Here is a 20,960-nt window from a genome sequence, read left to right as displayed (position 1 = left end):
ATGGATAGAAGATCATTTTTAACAACCTTGGCAAAAGGCAGTGCTGCTGTAGTCGCTGGCACCACGATTGCTGGAACAGCAACTTGGTTTAGTATCAGCCCAGCACCACAGCCGCTAACTATAGAGAATGTTTTATCTCAAATAGCGCAATTGCTTGCTGCAGCCGTCATTGGCAACAACCCAGAGCAAGCAGCAAAGGCTACTTTAAGCACGACATCAGCAGGTTGGGATTTAAACCAAATTTTTACTCATTGCGCCCAAAGTGTTGAGTATTCAATGACAGGTTATCCCCAGCAAAAAGCAGAGATTTTTAAACACACTATTGGGGCTAGCGCATTTGCTTTATTCAGTGCTAAAGGCAAGATGACTCATAACCTTGCAGAAGTCATACCCGGTGCACCTTTAATTTCAAAGCAGGCTGATTATTTGCTAGCCCTCAAAAGATTGCAACAATCGCTCGTAGATTTTCAACAATATACTGGCCATTTACAGCCCCACTTTGCTTATGGCAAGCTCAGTAAACAAGACTACGCCCTTGCCCATGTAATGCACTTTAATAATCATATGCAGCAAATACAGCTGCGCACGTTAAGCTGAAACTATATAAGGTCAATAACAGCCATTATATTGGCCTAGTGTCAGCAATTTGGTTTAACGAGACCTAGTGTTAGTTCACCAATAAGCGCATCTGGTTGATCGACTCCAATATATACACTATCAATACCTTTAATAGGCTCAACTAAGGTTAGTTTGACATTGGGAGCGCCAGAAAAGTTAAAGCGTTTTATCGTTTCAGCACGTCGAATGGCTAATTTGTTGGGTTCGACAGTTTTAATATTACTTAAATCAATGCTAAAGCTATTAAACACTCCGTAGCGAATATGTAATTTATTCTGAATTATGACGCTTGCTCCTGAGCCTGAATTTAAATCTGCGAGGCCAAGCTCAGCTTGAGTGTTTGGGTTGTAATTATCAGTGACTAATGAGGCTGCACAAGTCTCTATTGTGATCGGTCTGCGTGACATAGCACGGTATTCAGCAATAAAGAATACTAAACTCACCAAGGTTAATGCCGTTACCACATTAGCGCTGAACGCTGAAAACATAAAATGAACCAGTAAATGCATCAGCGGTATTTCAAACATTATCATCATTATAAATCCTAGCGCGTTAGACTGATTACCGTCTTTATGATGATAACTAAATTGTGAATCACCGTGATATGTTGACGGTTTGATTAAATGGCCACACAAAAAGAAGCTCCAAACTCTGGCTTCAAAAATCATGATATCGGCTACCAAGTTATTACCAAATAAAGCACTAATTGGCTGCTTAATTGCAATATCAGGATCAACTCCTGATTTAAGCGCCGTTTTTATGGCAAATATCACGCAGGTAATTGAAAATACCTCAATTAATACAAATACCGTCAGTAACAGGTAACGGATCTGAGTTAAATAAGGCCATAATATTTGTTGCTCTGAGGGAATAATATAACTGCCAAGCAGTATTAAAATAGCAAAATAACCGAGTGCCTTAACGAGTGCTAACTTGGTAGATTTGATACACAAAAAGCAAATTATGGGTAAAATGATAGCAGCGTCAATGAGTAACAACCAATCGAATTTTGCTGCGCCATAATCATTAATCCACATATCGTTTTGATAAAATAAAAACCAGGCAAACGATAGAACTAGCAGACTAATAAAAGGGATTTTGGAAGCTAATGGCCATGTTCGCATTCGATCACTCCTTAATTAACACTGTTTTCTTAGCAAATAAAAACCTATCAGTGGCCATCTTCTGACCATCGACGATATGATCTTGGGTAAAGCTGGTGACAATTTCAAAATCATATTGGCAGAGCAAAGACGCTATAAATTCAGGTTGATAAAAATACATATGTAGCTTGTCACCTTCAGCAGACTCTTGCACACATGATTGACTGTAATCATCTTGCATAAAGCCAATATAGATCAACGCTTGTGCTGTCGATATCTTAGCTAAAGATTCAATAAAAGGCGCTATATCAGTTTTTGCAAGATACGGCAGACAAAATGAGCACAGCAGTACATTAAATCTATTATTTGTTGCCGCAATCTGGCGAATATCGTTAACCTCAAATTTCCCCGTCGGGTTTTGCTGCTTGGCAATCGTTATCATCGCCGTAGATAAATCTATTCCACTGATATTTATCGGGACATTTCGTTGCTGAGCTAATACTTGTTGCAAATACAAACTGGCGTTACCTGGTCCGCAACCGATATCGTATACAGAAATACCCGTTTCTGTTTTAAATGCCGATTTAGAACTAGATTCAATGTTGAATTGAGTGTCTATTAACGCAGCAAAACGATTAAGACTATCAGCATATAAGGCACAATCCATGTATTTTTGCTGATATTTATCAGCTGCTTTGTCAAATACGTTTACCGTTTGCTGGTACTTGTCCATTTAAAGAAGTGTCCATTTTTATAATGTTAATTCACCAGTATTAATTTATACACTATAAAATTGATGATCGGACTTATTTTAAAAACAAAAAAACCACTCGAAAGTGGCTTTTATTAATCGTTAGTTAAACGCTCGGGTTATAAAGCGCCGATGGCATCTTTACAGAGCTGGGTAATACGACCCCAATCTTCTTGTTCCATTGCATCAGTAGGCGCTATCCAGCTACCACCAATACAATCAACATTAGCTAATGCTAAGTAATTTTTATAACTTGTCGGCGTAATACCGCCTGTTGGACAAAAACGAATATTCGCCAATGGACCCGAGAAGGCTTTCAGTGCATTAACGCCGCCAGAAGCTTCAGCTGGGAAGAATTTAAAATGGGTGTAACCCAACTCCATCCCCGCCATGACTTCTGAGATGCTCGCAACACCTGGAATTAACGGCACATTACCACGCTTAGCTGCTTTTAACAGGTCAACGGTAGCACCTGGCGTAATAATAAATTGTGAACCCGCATCTACAGCTTGCTGCAGTTGCAATTCATTTAAAATAGTACCTGCCCCCACTAACGCCTCTGGGACTTCTTTAGCAATCAATGCAATGGCTTCTAAAGCACATTCTGTGCGTAAAGTGACTTCTAAAACACTGATGCCGCCCGCTACTAATGCTTTAGCTAACGGTACTGCATGCTCAATTTTATTGATAACCATTACAGGAACAATCGGGCTGCGTTTAAAAATATCTTGTGGCTGTAACGTCCAGTTATTCTCAAGCATTCGAGTATCTTCCTTTTAATTAATAAATTTCGTCAATGGCACTGGTACTACGAGCGCCTGTTTCTGGGCTGCTTAAACTATTTCGTAAAGCACCGAATAATTCACGGCCCATGCCATAACTTGAGTGATGTAGATCTACTTTCCCTGCTACACGTGCAGTTAAAGTGGCTTCATCCACCAGTAAACTTAGCTCGCCGGTATCAGCATTGACACGGATCATGTCGCCATCTTCAACCTTAGCGATAAGGCCACCATCTAATGCTTCTGGCGTTAAGTGAATCGCTGCAGGCACTTTGCCTGACGCGCCAGACATACGGCCATCTGTAACAAGCGCCACTTTGAAGCCCTTATCTTGTAAGGTACCTAAATATGGCGTGAGTTTATGTAACTCTGGCATACCGTTAGCTTTCGGGCCTTGGCCTTTTACCACCACAACACAATCTCGGTCTAAACCACCTGATTGGAAAATTGCATCAAGCTTGTTTTGGTCGTCAATCACAACCGCTGGACCTTCAACAACTCGGTTGCCAGCTGGTACAGCAGAGACTTTGATCACTGAACGACCAAGGTTACCTTTAAGTAATTTTAGACCGCCGTTATTTTGAAAAGGTGTGTCGATGTGAGTTAACACTTCTTTGTCTAAACTTTCTGTTGGCCCATCAACCCAAGTTAACTTGCCGTCAAGAATGCGCGGCTCTTGGGTATATTTACGTAAACCAAAGCCCGCAACAGTGTTGACATCCTCATGGATAAGCCCTGCATCTAGCAATTCTTTGACTAAAAATGCCATGCCGCCTGCGGCGTGGAAATGGTTAATATCAGCATGTCCATTTGGATAAACCTTGGCCAATAATGGTACGCAATCAGATAAATCTGAAAAATCGTCCCAGTTGACAATGATGCCAGCGGCGCGTGCGGCAGCAACAATGTGCATAGTCAGGTTGGTAGAACCACCTGTTGCAAGGATGCCTACAATGCCATTAACCACTGATTTTTCGTTAACAATCTCACCGATTGGGGTGTATTGGGTACCCATTTCAGTTAAACGACACACTTGTTTAGCTGCCATTGCGGTTAGTTCATCACGTAGTGGATCATCAGGATTCACAAACGAAGAACCAGGTAACTGTAAGCCCATCATTTCAAGCATTAACTGATTAGAGTTAGCAGTACCGTAGAAAGTACAAGTACCCGCACTGTGATAAGAGCTTGATTCAGCTTCTAACAATGCAGCTCTATCAACTTTGCCTTGAGCAAATTGTTGACGTACACGGGCTTTTTCTTTGTTTGGAATACCAGATTTCATTGGACCTGCTGGCACAAACATCATTGGTAAATGACCAAAACTTAACGCGCCAATCAATAAACCCGGAACAATCTTGTCGCAAATACCTAATAATAAGGCGCCGTCAAACATATTGTGAGATAAACCCACCGCCGTTGACATTGCAATCACTTCACGACTCAGTAAGCTTAGCTCCATGCCAGGTTGGCCTTGGGTAACACCGTCACACATTGCCGGAACGCCCGCAGCAACTTGAGCAACACTACCGACTTCTTGGCAGGCTTTTTTAATGAAATTTGGGTAATCTTCATATGGCTGATGAGCAGATAACATGTCGTTAAATGCCGTCACAATACCGATATTCGCTTTGGTTAATTGACGTAAAGAGTCTTTATCATCTGGCTTACAAGCCGCAAAACCGTGGGCTAAGTTACCACAGCTTAATGCACTACGATGTACGCCTTTGGCGCGAGCATCGTTTAATGCTTCGAGATATTTTTTACGTGAATCTTGGCTACGAGCGATAATTCGATCGGTAACAGCTTGAACTACTGAGTGCATGGTTAACTCCTTTACGCGCTATAAAACACATCAACGGGCGTTTTACGCTGCGCTAATACGGCTCTAATTGGCATTGCATTCACATCGTCGCTTTCCAAAGCTTGGCGATATACGGATAGTTTTGACTCACCTACTAAATGCAGATAAATCTGGCGACTGTTTAAAATGGCACCTTTAGATAAGGTAATACGTGCATGTGGAGCAGTCGTTGGATTAACGGCTGCGCAAAGTAAATCAGTCGTAAAAGCGTTTTCTAATTCTTTACTGCAAGGGAACCACGAACAAGTGTGGCCATCTGTACCCATGCCTAATACCACAACATCAAATGGTTTAGGGAAGTTAGCCAGAGACTCAATCGTCATGTCACAGCCCTTTTCAGGGCTATCAAACATATTCTTTAAACCACGGAATTTGGCACTTGCTGCGCGATTTTGTAATAAATGTGCTCTTACTAAGCGCTCGTTAGAATCTGCAGCTTCTGCATCTACCCAACGTTCATCGGCAAGTGTGATATAAACATCACTCCAGTCGATCGCTTTATTGCTTAGTAATTGAAATAATTTAAGCGGTGTCGAGCCACCTGAAACAACAAGACTTGCTTTACCACGGCTATCAACCGCATCCTGCAACTGACTGGCAATTTTGTCAGCTAATTTGGCTTCGAGATCCGCTGGGGTTGCAAATGCTTTAAATACAGATTCTTTAATCATAATATTTCCTTACTCGTCCCAAGAACGACCATCTTTAGTGATTAAAGCAACTGAAGCCACAGGGCCCCATGTACCTGCTGGATATGGCTTAGGCTTCTCGCCGCCATTTTCCCAAGAATTGATGATGCCATCGACCCAAGTCCAGGCTTGCTCAACTTCATCACGGCGCACGAACAATGCTTGATTACCTAACATGGCTTCAAGTAATAAACGTTCGTAAGCGTCGGCAATGCGTTCGTTTTTAAAGGTATCGGTGAAACTTAAATCAAGTTTGGTGGTTTGGATGCGTTGCTTTTCTTCCAGACCAGGGACTTTATTCATCATTTGAATTTCAACACCTTCATGGGGTTGCAAACGAATAGTCAACTTGTTTGGTGGTAAGTTACGCATGGTGTCACGATATAAATTATGCGGCGGGTTTTTGAAGTAAACCACAATCTCACTGCTCTTAAACGGCATACGTTTGCCACTACGTAAGTAGAACGGCACGCCAGCCCAGCGCCAATTATCAATATCAACGCGAAGCGCTACAAAGGTTTCAGTGTTAGATTTAACATTGGCGCCCTCTTCTTCTAAATAACCAGGAACAGGTGAGCCTTTTAAATAACCACTAGAATATTGACCACGAACCGTGTTTTCAAACACGTTGTTTGGGGTAATTGGACGCAATGACTTAAGTACTTTTACTTTTTCATCACGAATGCTATCAGCATCTAAATTTACTGGCGGGTCCATTGCCACAAGCGTCAGCACTTGCAGTAAATGGTTTTGGATCATGTCACGCATTTGACCTGCAGTATCAAAGTATCCCCAACGACCTTCAATACCGACTTCTTCAGCTACGGTGATTTGTACATGATCAATCGTGCGGTTATCCCACTTAGAAGCAAACAATGAATTCGCAAAGCGCAGGGCAATGAGATTTTGAACGGTTTCTTTACCTAAATAGTGGTCAATTCGGTAAACTTGATTTTCATTGAAGAATTCAGAAACTTTGTCATTAATGACTTTTGATGACGCAAGGCAAGTGCCAATTGGCTTTTCAAGCACGATACGGGTGTCGGAATGAATAAGGTTTTGCTCATTAAGACAACGACAGATTTCACCAAAGATTGACGGAGGCGTGGCGAAATAGCTGACCATTACACGCTTAGTTGGCTCTAAAAGACCATGGAAAGCTTTGTAGCCTTCAGAATCGGTAAAATTAGTACCGATATAATGACAACGAGCAATAAAGCGAGCGAGGGTCTCTTCACATAACTCGTCCTTTACAAAAGTGTTTAATGCTTTATTGACAAGTTCAATGAACTCTTCTTGAGTAAAGGCATCTTTAGCGACACCAATAACTTTGGTGTCTTTATCTAATAGATTCGCTTTATCAAGCTGATAGAGAGAAGGTAACAACTTACGGCGTGCTAAATCGCCTTTGGTGCCAAAAAGTACAAAGTCGCAAGCCTTGGCGCCTATTGATGAGTTACTCATTGCTTAAAATACTCCTTTATTATGCGTGTTCACAGGCAAACCATTTTTAGTTGCCAGTGAATAAAAGCACACTTTTGTTGTAATATAACAACAGAATTAAATTTGTGCATTATAATTTTACAATTATTGATATTGGTTACATCTAGCCTTTTTCACATAAAACCTGATAGTATTTTAGTTGTTAAATTACTTTACTATCATAGATTAGTTACAAAAAATAAAACAAAACGGCTTATAATCGTTTTTAGAGGTATGAAAATTACTTCATTTCCTCCTAAATTGTAATTTATGATATAAAATTACATCATCCATTTTAGCGGACAATTACTTATGAATACCCTTGAGAAGGTGCAAAAAAGCCTTACACAATTTAGTAAGTCAGAGCGAAAAGTTGCAGAGGTCATTCTCTCTTCTCCGCAAACGGCGATTCACTCTAGTATTGCAACGCTTGCCAAAATGGCTGACGTCAGCGAACCCACTGTGAACCGTTTTTGTCGCAGACTTGATACTAAGGGCTTCCCTGATTTTAAGTTACATTTGGCCCAAAGTCTTGCTAACGGTACACCTTATGTAAGCCGCCATGTTGAAGAAGATGATTCTCCTGAATCCTATACAACAAAAATCTTCGAATCTTCAATGGCATCCCTTGATACTGCCCGTCAAAGCCTTGATGTGGTTGCAGTCAATAAAGCCGTAGATATTTTAACGCAAGCTAAAACAATATCGTTTTTTGGCCTGGGAGCATCCTCATCAGTTGCTCACGATGCGCAAAATAAGTTCTTCCGTTTTAACGTACCGGTCATTTGTTTTGATGATGTATTAATGCAACGTATGAGCTGTATTGGCTGCGATGAAGGTGATGTTGTGGTGCTTATATCCCACACTGGCCGTACTAAATCATTAATCGAAATAGCCCGAATTGCCCGTGAAAATGGCGCTGCGGTGATTGGGATTACTGCTCGTAACTCGCCACTGTCTCACGAATGTACGTTGCCTGTTACCATGGAAGTGCCAGAAGATACTGACATGTATTTACCTATGGCTTCACGTTTAGCACAGCTGGTTACTATTGATGTGTTAGCCACAGGCTTTACCTTGAGAAGAGGCCCGCGTTTTCGCGATAATCTAAAACGTGTTAAAGAAGTATTGAAAGAATCTCGGATAAATAAAGATCTCACCATCTAATTATTACTAAATAATTACCTGTCCGAAAGGCCGAACAATATTACCTGTTCGGCCTTTTTTATTGAATTTATACGACTCAGTCACAGATATATATCTCAAAAACGATCTTTTTGTTCGTAACTTTCCTACATAATTCGAAAATCTCTGTTAATATAAGTCCATAATATTTAGTACCGAATTCTTTTTCTTTTAAATTAACGGAGTATCCTATGTTCCGCAGAACTAAAATCGTTACGACACTTGGACCTGCAACCGACCGCGATGATAACCTACGTAAAATCATTGCCGCTGGTGCAAATGTTGTACGTCTTAACTTCTCACACGGCTCACCAGAAGATCATCTTAAACGTGCTACTGACGCTCGCAATATTGCAAAAGAGTTAGGTGTTCACGTAGCTGTATTAGGTGATTTGCAAGGCCCCAAAATTCGTGTATCTACCTTTAAAGATAACAAAAAAATTCAGTTGAATTTAGGTGATACTTTCATTTTAGATGCAGATCTTGCTAAAGGTGAAGGTGACGAGAAACAAGTTGGTATCGATTATAAAGAATTGCCAAATGACGTTGTCATAGGTGACATTCTTATGCTTGATGACGGCCGTGTTCAGCTTAAAGTTGAATCTGTAGAAGGTCGTAAAGTTTTCACTAGTGTTACTGTTGCGGGTCCTTTATCTAATAATAAAGGCATCAACAAAAAAGGCGGCGGATTAACAGCCCCTGCACTAACTGAAAAAGACAAAGCAGATATTTTAACGGCTGCGCAAATTCAGGTTGATTACTTAGCCGTTTCTTTCCCACGTACTGGCGCTGATTTAGATTTAGCACGTAAGCTTGCTGAAGATGCGGGCAGTTTTGCACTTATTGTATCAAAAGTAGAACGTGCAGAAGCTGTTGGTACTGATGAAGCGATGGACGATGTCATTAAAGCATCTGACGCGGTAATGGTTGCACGTGGTGACTTAGGTGTTGAAATTGGCGATGCTGCATTGGTTGCAGTACAAAAGAAACTTATCCGTCGTTCACGTCAATTGAACAAAGTTGTGATTACTGCAACTCAAATGATGGAATCAATGATTTCAAGCCCTATGCCAACTCGTGCTGAAGTTATGGACGTAGCGAACGCCGTACTAGATGGCACTGACGCTGTGATGCTTTCAGCTGAAACTGCTGCCGGTGACTTCCCTGAAGAAACTGTGTTAGCAATGAGCAATGTTTGTGCTGGTGCAGAACAGCATCCATCAGTGATGTCTTCTAAGCATAGAATGAACGAAACATTCGATACTATTGAAGAAACCATTGCCCTTTCAACTATGTATGCTGCAAACCATTTAAAAGGTGTTAAAGCTATCATCAGCTTGACTGAATCAGGCGAAACCACCAAGTTAATGTCGCGCATCAGCTCTGCATTACCAATTTTCGCACTGTCTCGTCATCAAAAGACCTTAGCAAAATTAGCTTTATTCCGTGGCGTTATGCCAGTTCAGTTTGATTCTACAGCTTTCCCAGCTGATGCATTAGCATCAGAAGCGTTAAAAGCGGTTGCAGCTGCTGGTTACCTTAAATCAGGTGACATGGTATTAATGACTAAAGGCGATGCAATGGAAACTGTTGGTGGCACTAACACTTGTAAAGTACTTGTTGTTGCTTAATATGAGTTAATTGCTTCAAATAGCTAATAAAAAACCACCTGATTAGGTGGTTTTTTTATGTGCTAAATATGTGTGTTTTGATTTAGAAAATTGTGTGTCGTCATTATTTCAGGCTAACAGTACCCAAGGCATAAACATTACTTGTTTAACATTCAAACCTCAGGTAACGCTAGACCGTTACAGTCAAACGTCAGTTAACTTTCGATTATAGGCTTTCAAAATCATTGACATGAATCGCAGCTAAGCGCTTTTCATTGGCATCAAGTAGCTGCTCAAGCTCTGCTTGATTAATCACGTCATTGGCTAAAGCTTGGTTAAACAAGTCAACCATTGGCTGTTTCGCATCAAGAGTCCCCGCTTTTTGGGCTTTCTTAAGGCGAGAGTACAAACCTTTACAAGCATATTTAGCTGTAAATGCTTGCTCAACTTCAGCAATGCCGCTGCTATCTCCGTCAAAATCAGCACATAAGAAAGTTAACCTATCTCTTGCTGGCGAAGGTTGCATGAAACCATCTGCTAAGGTCGTTGCTTGTTTGTCAGTTGGCGCATTAAAGTGATTACCTAATGGAAATATGATCACTCTAAGCAATACGCTAACAAACTTATTTGGGAAGTTACGAATAGCCTCTTCCAATGCTTTAGCGGCAAGATGTAATCTTTCAGTCATAACATAATGCACTGCCGGTAAATCATCTTGTTGACGGCCATTATCTTCAAACAGCTTTAAGGTTGCTGATGCTAGGTATAATTGACTTAGCACATCGCCCATACGCGCTGAGATCATCTCTTTACGTTTTAAATCACCGCCCATGACCAACATAGCTAAATCAGTCATTATCGCTAAAGCTGCCGAGATACGGCTCATATCACGATAATATTGCTGAGTGGTACCACTAACTGGCGATGAATTGGTTTTACTGGCTGTTAATGCATTAAAGAAAGCCATGACGCCATTTCGAATAGCATAAGTCATATGGCCCATTAATAATGAATCGAAACGGTTAATGGCTGCTTTTTGATCTTCCATCGCCGCAGTTTCCATTTCAGCCAATACATAAGGATGACAGCGTGTTGCCCCTTGACCAAAAATCATCAGCGAACGGGTCAAAATATTCGCCCCTTCAACAGTGATAGAAATAGGACTGGCCATATAAGCATGACCGAGATAGTTTTTCGACCCTAACTGAATACCTTTACCAGACTGAATATCCATCGCATCTTCTACCACATCTCGACCTAATTCAGTCATGTGATATTTAGCAATCGCGGTAACCACCGATGGTTTCACTTTTAAATCAATACCGGTGGTGGTTAAACATCTGGCCGCTTCTAATTGATAAGTGTTAGCGATAATACGCGCTAGCGCTTCTTGTACACCTTCAAATTTACCAATTGGCATACCGAACTGCTGTCTTACATAACTATAAGCTGTTGTGGTTTTAGTGGCCATATGACCCGATGCAGTTGCCAATGCTGGCAATGAAATACCACGGCCGGCAGATAAACACTCAACCAGCATTCTCCAGCCTTTACCCGCAAACTGAGGGCCGCCAATAATCCAATCCAGTGGAATGAATACATCTTCACCACTTGTGGTGCCGTTCATAAAGGCCATCATCAATGGATTATGACGACGACCAATTTCAACACCGGGATGATCGGTTGGAATTAACGCACAGGTAATACCAAGATTAACCGTATCACCTAATAAGCCCTCAGGGTCACGCATTTGAAATGCAAGACCAAGCACTGTAGCTACAGGTGCCAAGGTAATGTAACGTTTATCCCAAGTAAGACTTAAACCTAATACTTCTTCACCATTAAATTCGCGGCGACACACAATACCAGTATCAGGTATTGCACCAGCGTCTGATCCCGCCTCTGGGCCAGTTAACGCAAAACACGGTAGCTCATCACCATTAGCTAACGCAGGTAACCAACGCTGTTTTTGCTCTTCAGTACCATAATGAGTTAATAACTCACCAGGGCCTAAAGAGTTAGGAACCATAACCGTAACGGCCGCACTAATGCTGCGAGAGGCAATTTTACTGACAATGGTTGAGTTGGCGTAGGCAGAAAACTCTCGACCACCAAATTTAGTGGGAATAATTAATGCAAAAAAACCTTCTTTTTTGAAGTAATCCCATAACTCAGGTGGTAAGTCTTTGCGGTTGTGAACAATGTCATAATCATCAATCATACTCAGCGCTGTTTGCACTTGGTTATTGATAAAGTCTTGCTCAGCTGCTGTTAATTGGGGTTTACCGTAATTGTGAAGCGTGTTCCAGTTTGGATTTCCGCCAAACAATTCACCTTCCCACCACACATCACCCGCTTCCATCGCCTCTTTTTCAGTACTAGATAATGGCGGAAGTACTTTCTTAAAAAACGAAAAAACCGGACGCGTGATAAATCGCATCCTTAAATTACGCACACCAAATAACACAGCAAGTGCTATTAAAACCAGTATAACGACAGTCATGTTAATCCCTTATTACTTAGCTAAAATTGGCACTGAAACACCAGCGGCCATATATGGAATCACCTTACGAATGATTGCTTCAGTATCATTATGTTCACCATAATCAGCTTCTGCAATTTCGTTAAGTGCATCAGCTGAAGCCATGGTGAATACTATGGTCCCTAAGGTAAAGTGTAGTCGCCAAAACATTTCTGCAGGCGGAATATGCGGCGCACTTTCTGATACCGCTTTAACGAAAACTTTTAAATAATCACCATAATGCGTGGTGATAAACCACCTTAAATGGCCCTGACTTTCGATATAACCACGACCTAACAATTGCAGAAATATCGTTGTTCCACCCTGCCTTACTTGGTTTAATTCCAATAATGGATTAATTAGAGATGAAAATATCTCATTCAAATTAGCTAGTTGTGGATTTTTAAATAATCTATCTATTTCAGCAGCTGCACTTGGCATGAACACATCTAAATAGCGTGCTAATACGGCTCTAATCAGCTCTTTCTTTGAACCAAAATGATAATTAACTGAAGCTAAATTAACTTCGGCTTTGCTAGTAATTAGACGTAAAGATGTTTCTGAAAAGCCCCTCTCAGCGAAAAGTTTTTCAGCAGCATCTAATATTCTTGTTTTTGTATCTGTTCTGCCTGCCATTCCATGACCCAAATCAATTAAAACACTCGTTTAAATTAAACATTGAGCGCACAGTTGTCAATCTAATTTCTTGTAGCTATTACATCTCAACACAATAGCACCAACCCTTTGCACGCCAAGTTGCAACTAAAATGCAATATTTAAGTTAATTATGTAAACTGTCGTCGAAAATAAAAATAAGGAAACCTGTAAGATGAAGTTAACTTTTAAACAACCGTCTACTATCGCTGTTGTTATTTCAATGGCGCTTGGCCTTTCAGCCTGCCAACAAATGGATGAAGAGATTAATTTAACCACCACAAATCCTCTGCCACCAGCTAGCCAATCAAATGAAAAAACAACCAAAATTGATAGCGCTTCAGCAATCGCATTTATTAATGATGCTGAAGCACAGTTGGCCAAACTCTCTGTAGAAGGCGCACGCACCGAATGGGTTTATAGCAATTTTATCACTGAAGATACTGCTGCGCTTTCTGCTGCAATTAGTGAAAAAATGACTTCGATGTCAGTTGGCTTTGCCACCGAAGCGGCTAAATATGCCAAGGTCGAATTAGATCCTGTTAACGCCCGCAAGTTACATATTTTACGAAGTAGCTTGGTATTACCTGCGCCATTAGATCCTGCTAAAAACGCTGAGCTTGCACAAATTAGCTCAGAACTGAATGGCTTATACGGTAAAGGGAAATACTGTTTTGCCGATGGTCGCTGCTTAACCCAGCCAGAATTATCAAATTTGATGGCTGAATCTCAAGATCCTGCGGTGCTATTAGAAGCATGGCAAGGATGGCGTGAAATAGCCAAACCTATGCGTCCATTATTTAAACGTGAAGTTGAGCTGGCTAATGAAGGCGCGCAAGATTTAGGCTTTAGCGATTTATCAGAACTTTGGCGTAGTCAATATGATATGGAGCCTGAGGCGTTTTCAGCCGAATTAGACCGACTTTGGGGTGATATTAAACCTTTATATGATTCACTACATTGTTATGTCCGTGGCGAACTAAATCAGCAATATGGAGACGAGGTAGCACCAGATAATGGTCCTATTCCTGCGCATCTATTGGGTAATATGTGGGCTCAGCAATGGGGAACCATTTACAATACTGTCGCCCCTGATGATGCAGATCCTGGCTACAATGTTACCGAGCTTTTAGCGGCCAATAACTATGATGAAATTAAAATGGTTAAGCAAGCTGAAGGGTTTTTCTCATCATTAGGCTTTGAAGCGCTACCAGAAACATTTTGGACTCGCTCATTATTTGTGCAACCTAAAGATCGCGATGTCGTTTGTCATGCTTCAGCTTGGGATCTAGATAACGAAGACGATATTCGCATTAAAATGTGTATTCAAAAAACCGCCGAAGACTTTACCGTTATTCATCATGAATTAGGTCACAACTATTATCAGCGCGCTTATAAAAACCAACCTCACCTATTTAAAGGTTCTGCAAACGACGGTTTCCATGAAGCCATTGGTGACACGATTGCGCTATCAATTACGCCGAGTTACCTCAAACAAATCGGTCTATTAGATGAAGTGCCTGATGAATCAAAAGACATCGGACTGTTACTGCGTCAAGCCCTTGATAAAATTGCCTTCATGCCATTTGGTTTGATGATCGATCAATGGCGCTGGAAAGTATTTAATGGCGAAATTAGCCCAGCTCAATATAACCAAGCTTGGTGGGATTTACGTGAAAAATACCAAGGCGTTAAAGCGCCTATAGCACGTACTGAAGCAGACTTTGATCCGGGCGCTAAATATCACGTCCCTGGCAATGTTCCTTACACACGCTACTTTTTAGCCCACGTACTTCAATTCCAGTTCCATAAAGCATTATGTGAGATCGCCGGTAATGAAGGCCCAGTGCACCGTTGTAGTATTTATGGTAATAAAGACGCCGGAGATAAGCTTAATCAAATGCTTGAGTCAGGTTTAAGTCAGCCGTGGCCTGAAGCGTTAAATATCGTCACTGGCACTAAAAACATGGATGCTAAAGCGGTACTCGATTATTTTGCGCCATTACAAGTGTGGTTAGATAAGCAAAATAGCCAACAAAACCGTCAATGCGGTTGGTAACTCATCGTTAGCTGTTTGAAATGAACTGCCAATAACAAATAGGCCCACTGACTGTTTTAGTGAGTAGGCCTTATTATAAGGGTAATAACGCTATGTGATGCCGATAATATAGACTACCTAAAACCGCTTCCTTTACGATTAGTTTCACTTGCCTCAATTCGTTGCTGAGCGGATTTAACCAGCATAACAAATACTGCACCGGTGCCACCCTGAGTACGAGTAGCAGAATGATAGGCTTGCACTTCGTCTAACTGCATCAACCATTGGCACACTGCTGATTTCATTAACCCTGGGTATGGCTTACTTTTAAAGCCTTTACCGTGAATAACCAAAATATTACGCTCACCACGATGATGTGCTTTGATAATCGCCTCGATAAGGTATTCCCGCGCTTGAGCTAAGCGATAAACATGTAAATCAACCACTGTTTGATATTTATATTTACCAAGCCGCAGATGACTAAACACTTCATCTTGAACCCCATCAAGCTTGTAACTCACCATGTCTTCCGGTTTTACCGCGCTAATCATCATCGGATCTACAGTAAGTTTACTAATGTACTCATTCTGCGCTGCAGCAGCTCGTCTGGCTAATTGCGCTTCTGTTGCGATGTCGGAATCGAAGCTAAAAATACTATCACTGGCCTTAATGGGTTTTACCCCTGCCATTTCTGCTAAAAACAGTGCGCTGTCATCGTTATTCATTATTGGTTCCTACACACTTTGTAAAGATTATCCACTTTAGTATCACTACCGAATAATTTATAGTGTTGCCATTGTCGTAATGACTATTGTTAGAATCACTAAGAGCAAAATAATTGCATGCCTCATTATAAAATATTTTTTATTGCCTGCTTCTCATTAATCAGTTTTTTCAATCAAGCTGTGACCTTGACAGATAACGAAATCATAAACCAAAACTATAAAACTTTTGCGTCAGGTTTTGAAAATTTAGATATCAGTATCATCGAGACCATGTATACCGATGATGCGGTGTACCTTTCTGAAACACCAAATCAAGGTATCATTACCGGTAAACCACAAATAGTTGAACTTTATCAGCATTTTTTTGAAAAAATTGCTAAAAGAGAAGCCCGTATTGAAGTCGATTTTCGAGTCATCAATAGAAAGCTAACTAACGATAGTGCTACTGACGTTGGCTTTTATTTGGTTCGATTCCACCCTAAAAAAGAAACAGGCGATCAAATTAGTGTATTTTCAGGTAAATTTGTTTTTGTGTCACAAAAAGATACTAACAATCAATGGCAGTTTATTGTTGATTCAAACACCAAAATGAACCCTGAGCTTTACTATTCGGCAAAACCCATTTCTAACTTATATTATGGTCGCCAATTCAATACTGAAGCTAAATCAATATCAGTTGAAAATGAAGCTGAAGTGGGTTCTGTACCCGTTGAAGCAGAACATCGAATTCCATAGCAATTGTTAAAGCCACTAGTTTAAAACTCTTATTAACCAGTTTAATAATCAGTGCTTTAAGCCATTAAAGATAAGCCTTCAACACTTTTTAACCCATTTTTACTCATTGCATTTAAAAGACAGCTACTATGACGACTAAAATACATTGTCCCTGCGGCAGTGATTCAACTTATGAAGATTGTTGTAAGCCATACCACAGTAATGTTCAAGTTGCAGCCACAGCTGAGATCCTGATGCGCTCGCGTTATTGCGCCTTTGTATTACAACACTATCCCTATTTAATCGAGACTCATCATGCTAACTATCGCGGCGGCCTATCTATTAATGATTTGTCTCAAGGGGCTGAGCTTACTCGATGGCTTGGATTAGAGGTGATTAATTTTGAGCCACAAGATGAGCTCGCCACGGCAACGGTGACCTTTAAAGCTTGGTTTTATCATGACGGTGAAATCGATGCGATCTATGAAAAATCACAATTTGTTCGAGAAGACGCTAAGTGGTTTTACACCACTGGTGAGCAATTTAACGCGGATTTACCAAAGCGAAATGACCCATGTATCTGCCATAGTGGTAAAAAATTTAAAGCCTGCTGCATGAAGTTAACAGGCTAACACACCATCAAAAAACAACAAGTCGTGCTAATGCACGACTTCATTTTTTTCAAAAATAAACTGTGAAAATTCGTTTTCTCTTATGGCTGGGCTGTATAAATAACCCTGTGCGTGATGGCAACAGCTATCTTCAAGGAACAGCTCTTGCTCCTTGGTTTCAACCCCTTCTGCTGTTAGGGATATATTTAACGCCTTGGCCATAGCAATAATGGCGCTGACAATTTCACGGCTCTGATGACTGGTGGTTAAATCGGCAATAAATGAGCGATCGATTTTTAACTTAGTAATTGGAAACTGCTTTAAATAACGCATAGAGCTGTAACCTGTACCAAAATCATCGATGGCTAAGCCAACGCCTAAATCGGCTAATTCTTGGCAAAGTCGGGTTGCATGGCGAATATCTCCCATTAACTCAGTTTCAGTAATTTCTAAAATTAAGCTTTGTGGTTTAATCCGGTAGCGGGTAACTAAGCTCCAAACTTGCTCAAATAAATTGCCACTGAAAAATTGCCTTGCAGCAACATTAACATGCATGACGATATCAACATTCTTATGCTGCCATAAGTTAAGTTGCTTACAGGCCGCTTCCAATACCCATTCGCCAATGACAGTGATCATGCCGGTTTGTTCAGCGATATCAATAAATGCCCCCGGGTAAAGCACACCTTTTTTGGGGTGATGCCAGCGGATTAATGCTTCTGCGCCAATAAATTTATGATTTTTTAAATCCATCAGTGGCTGATAATACAGTTCAAATTGCCTGTTACGTACCGCGGTTTGTAAATCTCGCTCTATTTCGGCGTTATTTTTAAAGGTTGCTAATAAGTCATCATTAAAGACTTGGTAATTCAGTGATGGCTTCTTTTTCGCGTACTGCAGAGCAATATCAGCACAGGATAGTGGTGAAAACTGATCTGCAACCGCAGCTATATCAACAATGGCTAGCGCCGCTTTAGGGTCAACTTTTTCACGACCAATTACCGAGGTGACCAGTAATTGTTGATATAACTTATTAATATTGTTCTCGAGTAATTCAGCAGCATCAAATTGCGGTAAAATCATTGCAAATTCGTCACTGCCGACTCGCGCCACATCAATAGCATCATGGCTGTTAGCAAAATGTTTTAATCGTCGAGCGACTTCGGATAACAAGGCATCGCCTTGCTCATGACCATTGGTATCGTTAAACCGCTTAAAGCCCATTAAGTCGATAAGGATCAACGTGCCTTGTGAGAGCCTTTCTAATTGCTGAGTAAAATGAAGGCGATTACTCAGGCCGGTGAGGCTGCAATTCCAAGCAAGATGCTCAAGCTGCTCTTTGCTTTTACGCTGAGCAGTAACATCAAGGCATGACACTAAGGCGTAATCGTTTCCTTGCTCTGTGACAAAGCGGTTGGCTTGATACTGCACCCAGTAGTTCGAGCCATCAAGACGAGTTAGCTCACTTTCACCTTCTACCACATTGCCATTGATTAACGCTTGGGTCATTTCATCAGCAAGCTCTCGTTTGCCACGAAAAAAATCTAAGCTGACTAATTGATTATCTTGAACAATATCGCGACTTAGGCCAGTCATTTTTTCATGAGCTGGATTTATATATTCAATAATTTGGGTTTTAAGATTAATAAGCATCAATACATGCTTAGCTTGCTCTGTAGCACTATGAAATAGTGTTATTCGCTCATCTTTATCGTAGGCATAGCGGGTGGCAAGGGTTAAAGCCAATTGATCGGCAAATTGACAAGCAAATTGTATTTGATCGCTTGTTAGCTTTAGAGGATGTTCAAACTCAATGCACAATAGCCCTTCTATATGACCATTGATACGGATGGCAACATCTAAATTTGCGTGAACATTGGCTTGCTTATAATAAGCACTTAAGCCCTGCAGACGGGTGTCAGTTTGAGAACTGTCACTGACAATATGACGGTAACGGCGTATATCATCAAAGTAGGCATTTGCAACAAGATTATCGTTGCGGTGTTGGTAAATTAATTGTTTTAGGCTGTCATCAGCAGACAGACAAGCAATGATTTCTTGCTTTAGTGACTTGTTACGTAATGAAATAACTGAAACGCTACTAGCATTAAAAAACTTTAGTAGTAATTTACAGACTAACTCTGAGGTCTGTTTAAAGTCGCCTTGTTCTTTGGCGACAGAGTTTACAATTAACTCTAATAAATGTTGTTGCTCAGTTTGCTTCATTATTATTCCCAAAGGACAACTTAACAGTCGGGTAAACCTCTTTCTGTGGAGGTTTTTTCTACTTAAAATAACGGAACTTAGCCGTTAATAACACTCTAAAAATGTTAAGAAGTGTTGCTAAAAAGAGATATTTACAAAAATGTTATTATCAAAATCATGATGTTGAATTTTACTCAACTTCGGTAAATGAAGGTTACACTTCCTATTTTAAAACAGCAAGTTGTAACCTTCAACACCTCATAGAAACGACTAATTAAAGGCCGTTTTCTAATTGGAAAATCATTTTTTCTACCGTAACGTCAAACTCAAAAGTAACCACCACATCTTGCTCGGTTACTTGCTGCTGTACTTTGACATTGCTAAAACGTTCTTTGGCTTTGCTAACTAAGTCATCTGCAATTTGCTGAAAGTTTTCACCATCAACTTGCAAGATAAGTTGTGTATCTTCTTCTTCGATAACAGCACCAATATCGACAAAGCTGCCACAATCATTACAGTTGTCACTGACTTGTACTTCTTGCTTAGTAATCGTTTTTATCACTTTTATCACCTATCAATACACATTAAAACGTCAGCATAGCCCAAAAACTGAAATAAAATTTTTATATGCCTCACAATATTACCAATCAGTAATACACCTAATTGGGGCTGTCTAACCAGCGGGCGCTTAACGCTTAGTAGCAACTAACTCAATTAACGGCTTAATCACTGCCACGGCATTTACTAAGCACCTGCATTAACTAGGCAACGGCATAAAGTTGTGATGCTAGGGTTTCGCTCATCTTTCTTTGTATGGTTAATTGCTCAAGAAATTCATTTTGCGCTAGAGCTGATGTATCTGGGACTAATTGTTGGTGCTTAAGTTTAGTCAGTAGATCACAATTCGCTAAGGTGATTTGCAAATCTTCATCATATTTTCCCCGCGTCACTACAGCTTCAGGTTTTAACGCCTGCTGTAAATGAAATTGGCTTAAACCGCTTTCATAAAAATCACCGGCATGATTAATCGCCTGTTGCTGAGATATATCGCACACTAATGCTTGGGGTTTAGGAATATGTAACTGTTTATATAATTTTTCATCAATGGATAAATTTTTATCGACTTGAAATTGCGACATATCGCAAGCGTCATTAGACAACATAGAAAGTAGTAGCGCGAATTCGCCTCTTCTATGGTGTTCAACTGCATCATTAAGGCGATTGCCTAATTGCAGTTCGTTGACTAATGGCGACTCAATTTGCATATAATTACATCAAATTTATCTAGGTTGATATTTTATCGACCACTTAAACAAATACTTGAGCATTATTTTCGATTTTTCCTTTACTTATATTTAATTCGTGACTACTATTGCCGCCGCAATTGAGGAGGGGTTCCCGAGTGGCC

At 40.5% G+C, this 20,960-nt stretch carries 18 protein-coding genes; 6 read left to right on the top strand and 12 right to left on the bottom strand.

The window, feature by feature from the left end; genetic code table 11:
• Positions 1–597, top strand: coding sequence for a DUF1569 domain-containing protein (locus tag AB4140_RS06035; protein WP_372000147.1), 597 nt, complete (start codon positions 1–3; stop codon positions 595–597).
• Between the two features lie 41 nt (positions 598–638).
• Here AB4140_RS06035 and AB4140_RS06030 read toward each other — a convergent pair whose 3' ends face one another.
• The 6 genes from AB4140_RS06030 to zwf all read right to left on the bottom strand — a co-directional run bounded on the left by AB4140_RS06030 (position 639) and on the right by zwf (position 7,271).
• Positions 639–1,742, bottom strand: coding sequence for a hypothetical protein (locus tag AB4140_RS06030; RefSeq protein WP_303461513.1), 1,104 nt, complete (start codon positions 1,740–1,742; stop codon positions 639–641).
• Between the two features lie 4 nt (positions 1,743–1,746).
• Positions 1,747–2,454, bottom strand: a complete 708-nt coding sequence (locus tag AB4140_RS06025; RefSeq protein ID WP_372000145.1) for a class I SAM-dependent methyltransferase — start codon at positions 2,452–2,454, stop codon at positions 1,747–1,749.
• 137 nt (positions 2,455–2,591) lie between these two features.
• Positions 2,592–3,233, bottom strand: coding sequence for a bifunctional 4-hydroxy-2-oxoglutarate aldolase/2-dehydro-3-deoxy-phosphogluconate aldolase (locus AB4140_RS06020; protein WP_102435530.1), 642 nt, complete (start codon positions 3,231–3,233; stop codon positions 2,592–2,594).
• Positions 3,234–3,252: 19 nt separating this feature from the next.
• On the bottom strand, positions 3,253–5,079 hold the full coding sequence (gene edd, locus AB4140_RS06015; RefSeq protein WP_372000143.1) for a phosphogluconate dehydratase: 1,827 nt from the start codon (positions 5,077–5,079) through the stop codon (positions 3,253–3,255).
• A gap of 11 nt (positions 5,080–5,090) precedes the next feature.
• A complete protein-coding gene (pgl, locus tag AB4140_RS06010) occupies positions 5,091–5,789 on the bottom strand; it encodes a 6-phosphogluconolactonase (RefSeq protein ID WP_102476736.1) in 699 nt (232 codons plus the stop codon).
• Between the two features lie 9 nt (positions 5,790–5,798).
• The gene (zwf, locus tag AB4140_RS06005) at positions 5,799–7,271 is read right to left on the bottom strand and encodes a glucose-6-phosphate dehydrogenase (protein ID WP_102435536.1); all 1,473 of its coding nucleotides are present in this window, start codon (positions 7,269–7,271) and stop codon (positions 5,799–5,801) included.
• 330 nt (positions 7,272–7,601) lie between these two features.
• On the opposite strand from zwf, the gene AB4140_RS06000 reads away from it, so the two are divergent.
• Complete coding sequence (locus tag AB4140_RS06000) at positions 7,602–8,456, top strand: MurR/RpiR family transcriptional regulator (RefSeq protein WP_102435538.1); 855 nt, start codon at positions 7,602–7,604, stop codon at positions 8,454–8,456.
• Positions 8,457–8,665: 209 nt separating this feature from the next.
• Positions 8,666–10,105: a pyruvate kinase gene (gene pyk, locus AB4140_RS05995; RefSeq protein ID WP_102435540.1), complete on the top strand. Its 1,440-nt coding sequence runs from the start codon at positions 8,666–8,668 to the stop codon at positions 10,103–10,105.
• Positions 10,106–10,310: 205 nt separating this feature from the next.
• Here pyk and AB4140_RS05990 read toward each other — a convergent pair whose 3' ends face one another.
• Both AB4140_RS05990 and AB4140_RS05985 read right to left on the bottom strand, forming a co-directional pair.
• Entirely contained in the window at positions 10,311–12,587 is a 2,277-nt protein-coding gene (locus tag AB4140_RS05990; protein ID WP_102435542.1) for an acyl-CoA dehydrogenase, read from the bottom strand.
• 12 nt (positions 12,588–12,599) lie between these two features.
• Positions 12,600–13,241: a TetR/AcrR family transcriptional regulator gene (locus tag AB4140_RS05985; protein WP_076541009.1), complete on the bottom strand. Its 642-nt coding sequence runs from the start codon at positions 13,239–13,241 to the stop codon at positions 12,600–12,602.
• 193 nt (positions 13,242–13,434) lie between these two features.
• On the opposite strand from AB4140_RS05985, the gene AB4140_RS05980 reads away from it, so the two are divergent.
• Positions 13,435–15,318 (top strand): M2 family metallopeptidase, encoded by a 1,884-nt coding sequence (locus tag AB4140_RS05980; RefSeq protein ID WP_102531115.1) that lies wholly within the window; start codon positions 13,435–13,437, stop codon positions 15,316–15,318.
• A gap of 113 nt (positions 15,319–15,431) precedes the next feature.
• Here the strand turns inward: AB4140_RS05980 and smrA are convergent, their stop codons facing one another.
• Positions 15,432–16,022 (bottom strand): DNA endonuclease SmrA, encoded by a 591-nt coding sequence (gene smrA, locus AB4140_RS05975; protein WP_102435546.1) that lies wholly within the window; start codon positions 16,020–16,022, stop codon positions 15,432–15,434.
• Between the two features lie 186 nt (positions 16,023–16,208).
• On the opposite strand from smrA, the gene AB4140_RS05970 reads away from it, so the two are divergent.
• A complete protein-coding gene (locus AB4140_RS05970; RefSeq protein ID WP_241900987.1) occupies positions 16,209–16,757 on the top strand; it encodes a nuclear transport factor 2 family protein in 549 nt (182 codons plus the stop codon).
• Positions 16,758–16,885: 128 nt separating this feature from the next.
• Positions 16,886–17,368, top strand: a complete 483-nt coding sequence (locus AB4140_RS05965; protein WP_102435550.1) for a YchJ family protein — start codon at positions 16,886–16,888, stop codon at positions 17,366–17,368.
• A 27-nt stretch (positions 17,369–17,395) separates the two neighbouring features.
• Here AB4140_RS05965 and AB4140_RS05960 read toward each other — a convergent pair whose 3' ends face one another.
• From AB4140_RS05960 to AB4140_RS05950, 3 genes are all read right to left on the bottom strand, one after another.
• Complete coding sequence (locus tag AB4140_RS05960; RefSeq protein ID WP_102435552.1) at positions 17,396–19,573, bottom strand: bifunctional diguanylate cyclase/phosphodiesterase; 2,178 nt, start codon at positions 19,571–19,573, stop codon at positions 17,396–17,398.
• Positions 19,574–19,826: 253 nt separating this feature from the next.
• Positions 19,827–20,114 (bottom strand): DUF406 family protein, encoded by a 288-nt coding sequence (locus tag AB4140_RS05955; protein WP_102435554.1) that lies wholly within the window; start codon positions 20,112–20,114, stop codon positions 19,827–19,829.
• A gap of 199 nt (positions 20,115–20,313) precedes the next feature.
• A complete protein-coding gene (locus AB4140_RS05950) occupies positions 20,314–20,817 on the bottom strand; it encodes a VC2046/SO_2500 family protein (RefSeq protein WP_372000138.1) in 504 nt (167 codons plus the stop codon).
• Positions 20,818–20,960: the final 143 nt, after the last annotated feature.

This window comes from Shewanella sp. 10N.286.51.B2 (assembly GCF_041469265.1).
Lineage (GTDB): Bacteria > Pseudomonadota > Gammaproteobacteria > Enterobacterales > Shewanellaceae > Shewanella.
Note: the sequence above shows the minus strand (reverse complement) of the source record. Positions and strands in the feature narration are given on the sequence as shown.

What these genes read in the sequence shown, in the direction of transcription:
- AB4140_RS06035 (WP_372000147.1), top strand. Translation starts at nt 1, where the DNA reads ATGGATAGAAGATCATTTTTAACAACCTTGGCAAAAGGCAGTGCTGCT.
- AB4140_RS06030 (WP_303461513.1), bottom strand. Translation starts at nt 1,742, where the DNA reads ATGCGAACATGGCCATTAGCTTCCAAAATCCCTTTTATTAGTCTGCTA.
- AB4140_RS06025 (WP_372000145.1), bottom strand. Translation starts at nt 2,454, where the DNA reads ATGGACAAGTACCAGCAAACGGTAAACGTATTTGACAAAGCAGCTGAT.
- AB4140_RS06020 (WP_102435530.1), bottom strand. Translation starts at nt 3,233, where the DNA reads ATGCTTGAGAATAACTGGACGTTACAGCCACAAGATATTTTTAAACGC.
- edd (WP_372000143.1), bottom strand. Translation starts at nt 5,079, where the DNA reads ATGCACTCAGTAGTTCAAGCTGTTACCGATCGAATTATCGCTCGTAGC.
- pgl (WP_102476736.1), bottom strand. Translation starts at nt 5,789, where the DNA reads ATGATTAAAGAATCTGTATTTAAAGCATTTGCAACCCCAGCGGATCTC.
- zwf (WP_102435536.1), bottom strand. Translation starts at nt 7,271, where the DNA reads ATGAGTAACTCATCAATAGGCGCCAAGGCTTGCGACTTTGTACTTTTT.
- AB4140_RS06000 (WP_102435538.1), top strand. Translation starts at nt 7,602, where the DNA reads ATGAATACCCTTGAGAAGGTGCAAAAAAGCCTTACACAATTTAGTAAG.
- pyk (WP_102435540.1), top strand. Translation starts at nt 8,666, where the DNA reads ATGTTCCGCAGAACTAAAATCGTTACGACACTTGGACCTGCAACCGAC.
- AB4140_RS05990 (WP_102435542.1), bottom strand. Translation starts at nt 12,587, where the DNA reads ATGACTGTCGTTATACTGGTTTTAATAGCACTTGCTGTGTTATTTGGT.
- AB4140_RS05985 (WP_076541009.1), bottom strand. Translation starts at nt 13,241, where the DNA reads ATGGCAGGCAGAACAGATACAAAAACAAGAATATTAGATGCTGCTGAA.
- AB4140_RS05980 (WP_102531115.1), top strand. Translation starts at nt 13,435, where the DNA reads ATGAAGTTAACTTTTAAACAACCGTCTACTATCGCTGTTGTTATTTCA.
- smrA (WP_102435546.1), bottom strand. Translation starts at nt 16,022, where the DNA reads ATGAATAACGATGACAGCGCACTGTTTTTAGCAGAAATGGCAGGGGTA.
- AB4140_RS05965 (WP_102435550.1), top strand. Translation starts at nt 16,886, where the DNA reads ATGACGACTAAAATACATTGTCCCTGCGGCAGTGATTCAACTTATGAA.
- AB4140_RS05960 (WP_102435552.1), bottom strand. Translation starts at nt 19,573, where the DNA reads ATGAAGCAAACTGAGCAACAACATTTATTAGAGTTAATTGTAAACTCT.
- AB4140_RS05950 (WP_372000138.1), bottom strand. Translation starts at nt 20,817, where the DNA reads ATGCAAATTGAGTCGCCATTAGTCAACGAACTGCAATTAGGCAATCGC.